This is a genomic window from Chelativorans salis, assembly GCF_025336525.1.
Taxonomy (GTDB): Bacteria; Pseudomonadota; Alphaproteobacteria; order Rhizobiales; family Rhizobiaceae; genus Chelativorans; species Chelativorans salis.
On record NZ_JAOCZP010000004.1, the window covers coordinates 383,734 to 396,195 of the forward strand.

Genomic DNA, 12,462 nt, shown 5'->3' on the forward strand with positions numbered 1-12,462 from the left:
CAAGACAATCTGCGGTGGTGAGCCTGCCGTAGTGGCAGCTATCCCCGCCGCCTTGCCGTCGCCCCTGCGTCGATGGCGCCGCCGTCCGCGCTGAGCACTACGCCGAACAGCGCTTCGGCCTGCTCGGCCGTGTAGTATCCCAGCGCCACGTCCCGCAGAACCAGCTCCGGCTTCCGCTCGAGCGGATCACCGTATCCGCCGCCGCCTGGCGTGCCGACGGATACCCGGTCGCCGGCCTTCAGCGGGATATCCTGCTCCTTGGAAAGATGCGGCGGCACGTGTGCCTCGCCATCGCGCCAGACGGTTACGGTGTTCACTGCCCCGTCCGCCCCGCCGAGCGCACCCTGCGGTCCGGTGCGGCCGTGATCCATGACGAAGGAGGCACGAGCCTCCCCGCGCAGAAGCTCCACCTCGTAGGCAAGCCCGAAGCCACCGCGCTGGCGCCCCGCCCCGCCCGAGCCCTCGCGCAGCGCATAGCGCCGGTAGAGCACGGGAAACGCCTGCTCCATCACCTCGATGGGCGGCGACTTTGAGATGCCGATGGTCGAGCAGCCGTTGGAAAGCCCGTCATGGCGCGCGTTGCCGCCATAGCCGCCGCCCGAAATCTGGTACATGACGAAGTCGCGCCCGCGCGCCGGATCGTGCCCGCCCAGTGCAAAATTGCCGCTGGAGCCGGCAGGTGCAGCCGTCACCTCATCTGGAAGCGCCTTCACCATGGCGGAGAAGACGGCTTCCGCGATGCGCTGCGAGACCTCCGCCGCACAGCCTGAGACAGGGCGCGGATAATGCGCATCGAGGAACGTGCCTTCCGGCCGCTTGACGACAAGCGGGTCGAAGGCGCCGGCGGAAAGCGGCACCTCCGGGAAGATATGCCGCATGGCGAGGTAAACGGAGGAGAGCGTCGTCGCCAAAACGCTGTTCATCGGCCCGGCACAGGGTGGACTGGAGCCGGCGAAGTCGAAGATGAGTTGGTCGCCCTTTTTCTCGACCGCCAGCGCGATCGTCAGCGGCGCATCCACCACCCCGTCCGAATCCACATAAGCCTCGCCCCGGTAGACGCCGTCGGGAATGTCGGCGATGCGCGCCCGCATCTGCGCCGCCGCGCGGGCGCGCAGCTCCGCGATCGCCGCGCGCACCGTGTCGTCGCCGTAGCGGTCGAGCACTTCCGCCAGCCGTTCGGCACCCACTTCGAGCGCCGCCGCCTGCGCGCGGATATCGCCGATGCGCTGGTCCGCCACGCGGATGTTGGACGAGATGATGGCGTAGATCTCGGGATCGAGCGCGCCTTTCTTGAAGAGCTTCACCGGCGGCAGACGCAGCCCCTCCTGCTCGACCGCGGTGGCGGAGGCGGAAAACCCACCCGGCACTGCACCGCCGATATCCGGCCAGTGCCCGGTGTTGGAGAGCCAGCAATAGATCTCGCCGTCGCGCCATACCGGCATGGCGAACCGCACATCCATGAGATGCGTGCCGCCCAGATAGGGGTCGTTGACGATGTAGATGTCGCCCGGCTCGGGCGCCGCCGTCAGACCCTCGCGGATACGCTCGATCAGCGTCCCGGTCGAATACTGCATCACCCCGACGAACACCGGCAGCCCGCCCGCCCCCTGCGCGATCAGCGAGCCGTCCTCGGCCGAGTAGATACCATCGGAGCGGTCGTTGGCCTCGGCGATGACGGGAGAGAAGGCGGCGCGGGAGAATACCAGGTCCATCTCGTCGCAGACCTGCTGCAGCGCCGCCTGGATAACAGAAAGAGTTATGGCGTCGAGTTTGGCTGCCGTCATCCTTCAGCCCCTCCCACGGTGATAAGGATATTCCCGTCACCATCCATCGCCGCCCTGTCACCAGGCTCGATCACCGTTGTCGTGTCGAGCTGCTCCAGGATAGCCGGTCCCTCGATGACAGCGTCGAGCGGCAGCTTCGCACGGCTGTAGACGGGCGTGTCGTGCCAGGCACCGTCAAACCACACCGGCCGCGTCTCCACCAGCGCCTCCTCCAGCCGCTGCATACGGCCCGCAGGGTCGATCAGCGTGGCGAGGTCGATCTCGGGCCGTACGCCGACGACGGAGGTGTTGAGGTTCACCAGGTTAGCGCGGATTTCCGGCAGCCGCACCTTGAAGCGGGTGAAATAGGCTTCCTCGAAGAGTGCCTGCAACGTCTCGCGGTCCACCTCGGGGCCGGGCAGCGGCACGTTCAAGAGGTGCGTCTGACCGACGAACTGCATGTCGGCTGAGTGCGTATACTTCATGCGCTCCGGCCGCACGGTCTCCCCGGCGATCAGTGTTTCGCCCTCTGCGCGCTGCGCCTCGAGCACCCCGCGCACCAGGTCGAGATCGAGATCGGCGACCGGCCGGTTCACCGTGTTGACGAAGTCGTGCCTGAGGTCAGCCACCACGCAGCCGAGCGCATTGGTGATGCCCGGCCGCGCCGGCACCATGACGCGCGGGATGCCAAGTTCGCGGGCAAGCGCCGAAGCGTGCAGCGGCCCGGCACCGCCAAAGGCGAAGAGGGCGAAATCGCGCGGGTCGTGCCCCTTGCCGAGTGAGACCATGCGGATGGCGCCCGCCATCTTGATATCGGCGAGCTTCAACAAAGCACCCGCCGCCTCCACCGCGCCGAACCCCATATGCCGGCCGAGTTTCTCCGTAAAGACCGCCTTCACGTCGTCGACCGATACCGGGCTATCCACCGACAGCAGCTTTTGCGGGTTCAGTCTCCCAAGCAGCAGGTTGGCATCGGAGATTGTGGGCTCCATTCCGCCTCGGCCGTAGCAGATCGGTCCCGGGACCGCACCGGCGCTCTCCGGCCCCACCTCGATCAGCCCCGCATCGTTGACCCTGGCGATGGAGCCGCCGCCCGCGCCCACCGTGTGCACGTCCACCATGGGTACATGGATCGGCATGGCATATTCGATCTCGATTTCGTTGGAGACGGCAGCCTGCCCCCCGCGCACCAGCGCCACGTCGGTCGACGTGCCGCCCATGTCGTAGGTGATCAGGTTCTCCACCCCTGCCCGCCGCGCCGTATAGGCAGCGGCCATGACGCCGGAAGCCGGGCCCGACATCACCGTCTTCGCCGCCTCGCGTGCGACGTTCGCCGCCGAAATCATCCCGCCATTGCCGTTCATCACGAGGAAATCGCGTCGGTAGCCGAGTGTCTTCAGCTCCTCCGACAGCCGGGCGACGTAGCGCTCGAGGATCGGCTGTACGGCGGCGTTGACGGCCGCCGTCACTCCGCGCTCGAACTCCCGCGCTTCCGACAGCAGCGAATGGCCGGTGGTGATGTGGTCGGTCGGCCAGATCTCCTGCGCGATCTCCGCCGCGCGCTGCTCATGCGCCGGGTTGGCATAGGCATGCAGGAAGTGGATGACAAGGGAAACGCAGCCGGCGTCGAGCAGCTGGCGCAGCGCTTCACGCAGCCCCTCTTCGTCGAGCGGCTCCAGCAAGCGTCCCGAGGCATCCATGCGCTCGGCGACTTCCAGGCGCAGATTGCGCGGGATGACGGGCGTGAAGGTGCCGGTCATGCCATAGGCTTGCGGCCGGGTGCGCCGGCCGAGCTCGATCACATCGCGAAAGCCCCTGGTGGTGATCATGCCCGTCACCGCCAGCCGGCGCTCGAGCACGGCATTGGTGGTGGTCGTCGTGCCATGCACGATGAGGTCGATTTCCGAGGCCGGCACGCCGGCCTCGTGAAGCGCGTTCACCACGCCGTGGGCCTGATTGTCAGTCGTTGTGGGTGTCTTGGCGACGGCTACGCGGGCAGGACCACCGCCACGCCCGTCGACCAGCAGAAGGTCGGTAAATGTACCCCCGACGTCGATGCCTGCTACGACGTGGCCTGATTCTGCGCCGCTTTTCTCACTCATGCTGAAAATCCGGAATGCAAAACCTTTTTCCAGGCGGCGTTTTGGAATAGGTCTTTTCCCCTAGGAGCTTGACCCTAAAATCATTTGTATACTAATAATCTTGTGAAGCAAGAGTGCGCTCGCAAGACAGGCTGGAACCGCGACGGACATAAGGATCAGTCCATGAACACTGCCGCCCTGCGCAACACCGAAGCCGTCCAGGCGCTGGAGTTCCCGATTCCCGCCGGCGTCTATGCCGAGCGCGTGGTTTCGGTGAAGCATTACACGGACCGGCTCTTCTCCTTCCGCATCACGCGGCCGCAGAGCTTCCGCTTCCGCTCCGGCGAGTTCGTCATGATCGGCCTGCCGAACGCGGAGAAGCCGGTCTTCCGCGCCTATTCCATCGCCAGCCCCAACTGGGACGAGGAAGTGGAGTTCTTCTCCATTAAGGTGCCGGACGGGCCGCTTACACAGCACCTGCAGAAGATCCAGCCGGGCGACACCGTGCTGATGCGGCAGAAGTCGACGGGCACGCTGGTCAACGATGCGCTGACGCCGGGAAAGCGCCTCTACATGATCTCCACGGGCACCGGCATTGCGCCCTTCGCCAGCCTTATGCGCGACCCCGAGACCTACGACAAGTTCGAGCAGGTCATCCTCACCCACACCTGCCGCGACGTGGCGGAGCTGAGGTACGGCGAGGAACTGATCGAGACAACCCGCGAGGATCCGCTGATCGGCGAGTTGACCGAGGGCAGGCTTCACTATTTCGCCTCCACCACGCGCGAGCCCTCGCCGCACACGGGTCGCATTACGACGCTCATCGAGAACGGCGAGTTGTTCAAAGCGCTGGGCACCGAGCCCTTAGACCCGGCGACCGACCGCGTGATGATCTGCGGCTCCATGAACATGCTGAAGGACGTAAAGGCGCTGGCGGAGAAGGCCGGCCTCAAGGAAGGCTCCAACGCCGAACCCGCCGATTTCGTGGTGGAGCGTGCCTTCGTCGGGTAGGCGAAGCCGGACGGCTCAAAAGTCGCTGGCGATGCCTTTGACTTCCCAGTCGCCGTAGCGCGCCGGATCAAGACCTTTCCGGCCACCGATCTCCCGCGGAGCATTCTTTTCCCGCTCTGCCTGCTGTCGCCGCCGCTCTTCCGCCTCCTTTAACGCGCGCTGTGCGGCGGGCGGCAGCTCGCGTGGCATCCCAGTTTTGTTCGTGTCTTCACTCACAGGCTTCATTCCGTCGCGGCCAAAGGCGCGTTTGTTGAATATGCATTGCTGCCTTCCCATCATATAGGCGAATGGATCGCCGCCGTAAAATGACGGCGGAGAGAATGTACGGGATGCGTCCCCCGCCTGCTCCGGCCGGTCGGGCGGCGAATGGAGCCACTGGCCATGAACATGATTCGTACGGCAATGCTTCTGGCGTTCATGACGGCGCTCTTCATGGGCGTCGGCTATCTCGTCGGCGGAACGGGCGGCATGATGATCGCCCTTGCCATCGCCGCCGGCATGAACCTGTTCAGCTACTGGAATGCCGATAAGATGGTGCTCAGGATGCACCATGCGAAAGAGGTCGATGAGCGTACCGCGCCGGAGTTCTATCGTATCGTACGCGGCCTAGCCGCGAATGCCGGCCTGCCCATGCCGCGCGTTTATGTCATCGACAATCCGCAGCCCAACGCTTTCGCCACCGGCCGCAACCCGCAGAACGCCGCGGTCGCCGCGACGACGGGGCTTCTAAGCCGCCTGTCTGCAGAGGAGGTGGCCGGCGTCATGGCGCATGAGCTGGCGCACGTGCAGAACCGCGACACGCTAACCATGACGATCACCGCCACGCTGGCCGGCGCCATCTCGATGCTGGGCAATTTCGCGCTGTTCTTCGGCGGCGGGCGCAGCAACAACAATCCGTTCGGCTTCATCGGCATTCTCGTCGCCATCATCGTGGCGCCTCTGGCGGCAATGCTGGTGCAGATGGCGATCAGCCGCACGCGCGAATATGCCGCCGACCGGCGCGGCGCGGAGATCTGCGGCCAGCCGCTGTGGCTCGCCTCGGCACTCGGCAAGATCGCCCGGGGTGCGCAGCAGGTCGTGAACCAGGATGCCGAGCGCAATCCTGCCACCGCGCACATGTTCATCATCAACCCGCTATCCGGGCAGAACATGGACAACCTGTTCTCCACCCACCCCGCCACGGAAAACCGCATCGCTGCCCTGCAGGCGATGGAACGGAAAGCGGGTGTGGGACTTGGGGGTGGAATGCCGCCTGAGGGGCCGAGCGCCGGCGGACCGTGGGGCGGCGGCTCCGCGGCTGGTCCCTGGAGCCGCAACGGCGGTGGGCGCAAAGGCCCCTGGTCGTGACGCATGCGAAGGGGCGCTTTTCGCGCAAGCCACCGCAAAGGAAGCGTCCGGCGGCACAGGGACACGAAGATAAGCCTGGCCTCCAGGTCCGCCGCACTGCCGCCAAATTGCTGGGTGCGGTGATCGATGCCCGCACGCCGCTCGACGCACTGACCGACGGCGAGCACGGCCATCCGCACTTCCTTGCACTCGAGTCGCGCGATCGCTCCCTGGTCCGCGCCATTCTAGCAAGTGCGCTGCGCCATCGCTGCACCATAAAGAAACTGGTGAGCGAGCGGCTGCAACGCCCCTTGCCGGCGGGCGCCCACGCTCTGTCGCACATCCTGCACGTCGGAGCAGCGCAAATCCTGTTCCTCGACGTGCCGGACAGCGCCGCCGTTGACCTTGCCGTCACCCATGCCGGCGCCGATCCACGCACGGCACGCTTTTCGGGACTGGTGAACGGGATCTTGCGTAACATCGCCCGTCATAAGGAGGAAGCGCTGCCGAGGGCGCTGGTCGAGACCAGCGATGCACCCGCATGGTTTGGTGAGCGGCTGGCGGCCGCCTATGGTACCGAGCAGGCGGACGCGATCATCAAGGCGCATCGGCTGGAGCCGCCGGTGGATTTCACTGTCAAATCCGACCCCGACCTTTGGGCCGAGCGGCTGGGCGGGCGGGTGCTGCCCAACAGTTCGATACGCGTTGAGCGGTTGGCAGCGCCGGTGCCGGAACTGCCGGGATATGGGAAAGGCGAGTGGTGGGTGCAGGACGCCGCCGCCAGTCTGCCGGCTCGGCTCCTTGGCAATGTCGCGGGAAATACTGTTGCCGACCTCTGCGCCGCCCCCGGTGGCAAGACCGCTCAACTCGCCCTTACCGGTGCCCGTGTGACGGCGGTCGACCAGTCCGCAAATCGCCTGAAACGGCTGAGGGACAATCTGCAGCGGCTCGGCCTTGAGGCAGACATCGTCGAAGCCGATATTCTGGCGTGGCAGCCGGAACGGCTTTTCGATGCAGTGCTGCTTGACGCGCCCTGCTCCTCCACCGGCACGGTGCGCCGCCACCCTGACGTCGTCTGGACCAAGACGCCCGAGGACATCGCCAAGCTGGCGGATTTGCAGAAACGACTTCTTGAGCGCGCACTTACCTTCGTACGGCCGGGCGGTACCGTCGTCTTCTCCAACTGCTCCCTCGATCCCGCCGAAGGCGAGGCGCTTGTGGCGGGCCTTCTTGAGCAAAGAGACGATGTAATGCTCGACCGGATCGGGCCCGAAGAATTGCCGGGCGCCAAGCATTTCATCACGCCGGAGGGCTGGCTGCGCACGACGCCTGCCGGGAGGGATCGCCTCGACAACGTCGATGGTTTTTTCGCCGCGCGCCTACGGCGTTTGAGGTAGCAACATTTCTCCTTCGCACAAACTGTTGAATCACTTAGACTCTTAGTATGGGCGGGAGGCGCTTCGAGGAATAGGTGCGTTCGTTGACGATAGCTGGCGGCTATAGCCCGCTACTGTGGAACCTGGCGATGCGTGAGGGCTGGCGGCGGCTTCGCCGGCGGTTGCGCACGGGGCCGGCCTATCGTTGGCGTTATACCGGGCGCACACCCGAACGTGTGTTGATCGCACCGCCGGACCTACGGCTGGCAGACCCGGAGATTGCGCGCGAAATCTACCACGGGCGCTTTCTGCTTTCCGGCCAACTGGTGGAAACGGGCGGCCAGTCGCCCTTTCATCTGCAGGTCCGCAACCAGGCTTGGCTGGAGAGCCTGCACGACTTCCGCTGGCTACGTCATCTTAATGCCGCCCAATCCGAGCTTGCTGCCGCCAACGCGCGGGCGCTGGTTGCCGACTGGATCGGGCTCCATGGCCGGCGCATCACCGGTTTCGCCTGGAGCCCCGCGGTCACAGCGCGGCGCATCATTGCCTGGCTGCAGCATTCGGCTGTCGTACTGCAAGGGGCGGATCTGACCTTCTATCGCCAGTTCCTGAAGGTGCTCGCTATCCAGGTGCGCTATCTGCGCTCCATGGCGCCGGAGATGCCGGACGGCGAGGAAAAGCTGCGCGCTCGCGTGGCACTCGCCTTCGCAGCCCTGTCGCTGCCCACGCCGGTTTCCGCTTTGCGCTCCGCCACGCGCAATCTGGGCATCGAGCTCGATCGCCAGATCCTGCCGGACGGTGGCCACATCTCGCGCAATCCGCGTGCCGTCATGGAGCTTCTGGCCGACCTCCTGCCGCTGCGCCAGACATACGCGAACCAGGCCGAATCGCCCCCCGACGCGTTGGTCGGTGCGGTGGAGCGCATGCTCCCGGCCCTGCGCTTCTTCCGCCATCGGGACGGCAGCCTCGCCCGCTTCAATGGCATGGGCGTGACCATCCACGACCGCGTGGCAGCTATCCTGCGCCATGACGACACAGGCGGTGCGCCACTCTCCCAGGCGCCCTATTCGGGGTATGAGCGGTTGGCGATGGGGATGACGACGGTGCTCGCCGACACCGCGGCACCGCCACCGCCGGAGCTTTCCAACCACGCCCATGCAGGCTGCCTTTCCTTTGAGATGTCATCGGGGCGGCATCAATTCATCGTCAATTGCGGCGTTGACAGCTTCGGTGCCGAGGCCTTCCGACCGCTAGCCCGCGCCACCGCAGCGCACTCCACCGTGACGCTGGACGACACCTCCCAGGCGCGCTTCGCGCTGTCGAGCGGTTGGGACGAGTGGATCGGCACGCCCCTCATCGGCGGTCCGCGCAAGGTGGAGCGCCGGCGCATGGACACGCCCGATACACAGGCATTCGCCGCCAGCCACGACGGCTATGTGCAGCGCTTCGGTCTCTTGCACGAGCGCGAGCTCGCGCTCTCGCAGGATGGTGCCCTTCTCCAGGGGCTCGATCGGTTCCAGGCGGGCAACAGCCATTCGGCCGGCCGGCCCTGCGCCGTCGCCGTGCGTTTCCACATCCACCCGGACATCGAGCTCTACCGCGACGACCAGGGGTTGCTTATCCTTGCCGGTGAAGGCACCGATACGTGGGTATTCTCGTGTAGTGGCGTGGAGCCCGTGGTGGAGGAGTCGATTTTCTTCGCCGCCATCGCCGGCCCCTGTCGCAGCCGGCAGATCGTGCTGCATTTCTCCGCACCGGAACTACCCGAAGTGCGCTGGCAGTTCCTGCGCACCCACAGCATTGCAGAGCGGATTTGACGCCGCGGCCTTGCGGCAGCTTGATTTGAGCGCGCCCTGTGCTAGGCCAACGGCCTGCTCACGGAAGAAAGCACGACGATGACCGTTTCCGCCAAAAACATTCCCGCGCCCGACCTCGTACCCATCCGCCGGGCCCTGATCTCCGTTTCCGACAAAACGGGTATCGCCGCCTTCGCCCGCGCGCTTGCGGACAGGAATGTCGAGCTTGTCTCGACGGGCGGCACGGCGGCGACCTTGGCCAAGGAAGGTCTTTCGGTGCGCGACGTCTCCGAGTTGACGGGCTTTCCGGAGATCATGGACGGGCGGGTAAAGACGCTGCATCCGTCCGTCCACGGCGGCCTTCTCGGCATTCGCGACGATGCGGAGCACAAGGCGGCGATGGACGAGCACGCGATCCAGCCGATCGACCTCGTCATCATCAATCTCTACCCCTTCGAGGAAGTGCGTTTCGGCGGTGGAGATTACGCGGCCACGGTCGAGAACATCGACATCGGCGGCCCGGCGATGCTGCGCGCGGCGGCGAAGAACCACGCCTATGTCGCCGTCGTCACCGACCCGGCTGATTATGAAAAGGTGCTGGCGGCGCTCGGTGAGAATGACGGCGCGCTGCCCTACCGCCTACGCCAGGAGCTTGCGGCCAAGGCCTATGCCCGCACCGCCGCCTATGATGCGGCAATTTCGCAATGGTTTGCCGAAACGCTTTCCGTCCCCACGCCCGAGTGGCGTGCCTTCGGTGGGCGCCTCAAGCAGGTGATGCGCTATGGCGAGAATCCCCACCAGGAGGCGGGCTTCTACGTTACCGGAGAGCAGCGGCCGGGTGTGGCCACGGCGCACCAGGTGCAGGGCAAGCAGCTGTCCTACAACAACATCAATGACACCGACGCCGCTTTCGAACTGGTCTCGGAGTTCGACCCGGAAAAGAGCGCCGCCGTCGCGATCATCAAGCACGCCAACCCCTGCGGCGTGGCCGAAGGGACATCTCTAGCCGAGGCTTATCGGAAAGCGCTCGCTTGCGACCCCGTCTCCGCCTTCGGTGGTATCGTGGCGCTGAACCGGATGCTGGACGCCGAAGCAGCGGAGGAGATTGCCAAAATCTTCACCGAAGTCATCATCGCGCCGGATGCGAGCGAGGAGGCGCGGGCGCTGATTGCTGCGAAAAAGAACCTGCGCCTGCTCCTGACCGGCGGCGTTGCTGACTCCCGCCAGCCGGGGCTTACGGCCAAGACGGTGGCCGGCGGCCTGCTCGTGCAAACCCGCGACAACGGCACCGTCGACGACCTCGAACTGAGGGTGGTGACGAAGCGTGCGCCCAGCGAGAAGGAGATGGCGGACTTGAGGTTTGCTTTCCGCATCGCAAAGCACGTGAAGTCGAATGCCATCGTCTATGCAAAGGATCTCGCCACGGTGGGCATCGGCGCCGGCCAGATGAGCCGCGTCGATTCAGCCCGCATCGCCGCGCGCAAAGCCGAGGATGCCGCCGAGGCCGCTGGTGGTGCGCCGTTGACCAAAGGGTCGGTGGTGGCTTCGGACGCTTTCTTCCCCTTCGCCGACGGACTTTTGTCGGCGGTGGAGGCGGGCGCGACCGCCGTCATCCAACCTGGCGGCTCCATGCGCGACGAGGAAGTGATCGCGGCTGCCGATGAGCACGGGATTGCCATGGTTTTCACCGGGATGCGGCATTTCCGGCATTGAGAAGGTTAGGCAGCCACTACCTTTTGATTGCTTCTCACGAAGGGCAGGAGCACCAGTCCCAGAATGAAAAGCACCAGGATCGGCGTCACCCCCAGCCGCTGCGCGTCTTCCGGGGAAAAGGCGCCGCTGGAGAAATAGGCCGTCGCCGCGGCCACCGATAGCGGGCCGATGAAGGTGGTCGCCTTGCCGGAAAGCGCATAAAGCCCGAATGCCTCTGCCACCTGCGCCCGCGGCGCCTGATCGACCAGGAGCGTGCGCGAGGCGGCCTGGATGGCGCCGCCGGCAGCGCCGATAAAGGCGCCAGCGATGAAGAAGAGAGTGACGGGAAGCTGCGAATCGGCCGTGTCGAGCGGCACGAACAGGACTTCGCCCCTGGTGGTGGAGATCACCAGCAGACAGCAGAGGCTCAAGGTCAGGATCGAGATGCTGACCACGAGCTTCGGCCCGTAGGTTTGATCCATTCGCCCGCCTACCCAGGCCCCAAGAGCACCGGTGAGGTTCGCCAGGATGCCGAACAGGCCAATCTGCACGATGGATAGGCCAAGCACGCCGGCGGCATAGATCCCCCCGAAAGCGTAAAGCGCATTGAGGGCGTCGCGATAGAGCATCGACGAGGCGAGGAAGCTGAAATAGCTGCGCTCCGAAGGCAGGCGGCGGAGTGTCGTGCCGAGCTGCTGCAACCCCTTCCGCACGGAACCTGCCATGCTGCGGCGCGGCTGGTCGGGCGTGAACAGGAACATCGGCAACACGAAGACGATATACCACAGCGCCGTGAAGGGCCCCGCCGCCCGGTCGCCTTCCCGTGTTTCCGCGTCGAGGCCGAAGACGGGCTCGAAGCCCAGCAGCGTGCGGCCGCTGTCGGGCGAGGCGGCCATGAAGCCGAGCACCAGCACCAGCGAGGCGAGCCCGCCAAGATAGCCCAATCCCCATGCCGAGCCGGAAAGCCGCCCGAGCTCGGCGCGCGGCACGAGGGCGGGCATCATCGCGTTGTTGAAGACCGCGGCGAACTCCATGCCGAAGACGGCGAGCGCCACCAGCACGAGGATTGGCCACAGGGTTTCCATTCCAGGCACGGCGAACCATAGGCCCGTGCAGGCCGCTACGCCGATGACGGAAAAGCAGAAAACCCAGGGTTTGCGCGGTCCCGATGCGTCGGCAATGGCGCCGAGCACCGGCGAGGAAAAGGCGATCATCAGCCCGCCTATGCCGGTCGCCAACCCCCACAGTTCCTGACCGCGCGCCGCGTCGGGCGCTACCGCCGCGGCGAAATAAGGTGCGAAAACGAAGGTGACGACAAGCGTATGGAAGGGCTGTTGCGCCCAGTCGAAGAACATCCAGCCCCAGATGCCGCCGCGGCTGGCCCGTGTGACCACCCCCTCCATGGCCGCCCCGGTCC

At 65.7% G+C, this 12,462-nt stretch carries 9 protein-coding genes; 5 read left to right on the forward strand and 4 right to left on the reverse strand.

The features are described from left to right. Nucleotides 1-38: 38 nt before the first annotated feature. On the reverse strand, nucleotides 39-1,784 hold the full coding sequence (locus N5A92_RS15615) for a hydantoinase B/oxoprolinase family protein (protein WP_260904416.1): 1,746 nt from the start codon (nucleotides 1,782-1,784) through the stop codon (nucleotides 39-41). After that, nucleotides 1,781-3,865 (reverse strand): hydantoinase/oxoprolinase family protein, encoded by a 2,085-nt coding sequence (locus tag N5A92_RS15620; RefSeq protein ID WP_260904418.1) that lies wholly within the window; start codon nucleotides 3,863-3,865, stop codon nucleotides 1,781-1,783. Before N5A92_RS15620 ends, N5A92_RS15615 begins: the two co-directional genes overlap by 4 nt. Nucleotides 3,866-4,027: 162 nt before the next feature. On the opposite strand from N5A92_RS15620, the gene N5A92_RS15625 reads away from it, so the two are divergent. After that, complete coding sequence (locus N5A92_RS15625; RefSeq protein ID WP_260904420.1) at nucleotides 4,028-4,855, forward strand: ferredoxin--NADP reductase; 828 nt, start codon at nucleotides 4,028-4,030, stop codon at nucleotides 4,853-4,855. 15 nt (nucleotides 4,856-4,870) lie between these two features. On the opposite strand, the gene N5A92_RS15630 is transcribed toward N5A92_RS15625, so the two are convergent. Next, a complete protein-coding gene (locus tag N5A92_RS15630; RefSeq protein WP_260904710.1) occupies nucleotides 4,871-5,080 on the reverse strand; it encodes a DUF1674 domain-containing protein in 210 nt (69 codons plus the stop codon). Between the two features lie 156 nt (nucleotides 5,081-5,236). Here N5A92_RS15630 and htpX point away from each other — a divergent pair, with 156 nt between their 5' ends. The 4 genes from htpX to purH all read left to right on the forward strand — a co-directional run bounded on the left by htpX (nucleotide 5,237) and on the right by purH (nucleotide 11,066). Beyond that, nucleotides 5,237-6,202: a zinc metalloprotease HtpX gene (htpX, locus tag N5A92_RS15635; RefSeq protein WP_260904422.1), complete on the forward strand. Its 966-nt coding sequence runs from the start codon at nucleotides 5,237-5,239 to the stop codon at nucleotides 6,200-6,202. Beyond that, a complete protein-coding gene (locus N5A92_RS15640) occupies nucleotides 6,193-7,578 on the forward strand; it encodes an RsmB/NOP family class I SAM-dependent RNA methyltransferase (protein WP_260904711.1) in 1,386 nt (461 codons plus the stop codon). The genes htpX and N5A92_RS15640 overlap by 10 nt, the downstream gene beginning before the upstream one ends. A gap of 128 nt (nucleotides 7,579-7,706) precedes the next feature. Next, nucleotides 7,707-9,374, forward strand: coding sequence for a heparinase II/III family protein (locus N5A92_RS15645; RefSeq protein ID WP_260904713.1), 1,668 nt, complete (start codon nucleotides 7,707-7,709; stop codon nucleotides 9,372-9,374). 78 nt (nucleotides 9,375-9,452) lie between these two features. Then, the gene (gene purH, locus N5A92_RS15650) at nucleotides 9,453-11,066 is read left to right on the forward strand and encodes a bifunctional phosphoribosylaminoimidazolecarboxamide formyltransferase/IMP cyclohydrolase (RefSeq protein WP_260904424.1); all 1,614 of its coding nucleotides are present in this window, start codon (nucleotides 9,453-9,455) and stop codon (nucleotides 11,064-11,066) included. 5 nt (nucleotides 11,067-11,071) lie between these two features. Here the strand turns inward: purH and N5A92_RS15655 are convergent, their stop codons facing one another. Next, nucleotides 11,072-12,448, reverse strand: a complete 1,377-nt coding sequence (locus N5A92_RS15655; RefSeq protein ID WP_425248596.1) for an MFS transporter — start codon at nucleotides 12,446-12,448, stop codon at nucleotides 11,072-11,074. Nucleotides 12,449-12,462: the final 14 nt, after the last annotated feature.

Coding starts and splice junctions, on each gene's coding strand:
- N5A92_RS15615 (WP_260904416.1), bottom strand. CDS start 1,784: ATGACGGCAGCCAAACTCGACGCCATAACTCTTTCTGTTATCCAGGCG.
- N5A92_RS15620 (WP_260904418.1), bottom strand. CDS start 3,865: ATGAGTGAGAAAAGCGGCGCAGAATCAGGCCACGTCGTAGCAGGCATC.
- N5A92_RS15625 (WP_260904420.1), top strand. CDS start 4,028: ATGAACACTGCCGCCCTGCGCAACACCGAAGCCGTCCAGGCGCTGGAG.
- N5A92_RS15630 (WP_260904710.1), bottom strand. CDS start 5,080: ATGAAGCCTGTGAGTGAAGACACGAACAAAACTGGGATGCCACGCGAG.
- htpX (WP_260904422.1), top strand. CDS start 5,237: ATGAACATGATTCGTACGGCAATGCTTCTGGCGTTCATGACGGCGCTC.
- N5A92_RS15645 (WP_260904713.1), top strand. CDS start 7,707: ATGCGTGAGGGCTGGCGGCGGCTTCGCCGGCGGTTGCGCACGGGGCCG.
- purH (WP_260904424.1), top strand. CDS start 9,453: ATGACCGTTTCCGCCAAAAACATTCCCGCGCCCGACCTCGTACCCATC.
- N5A92_RS15655 (WP_425248596.1), bottom strand. CDS start 12,448: ATGGAGGGGGTGGTCACACGGGCCAGCCGCGGCGGCATCTGGGGCTGG.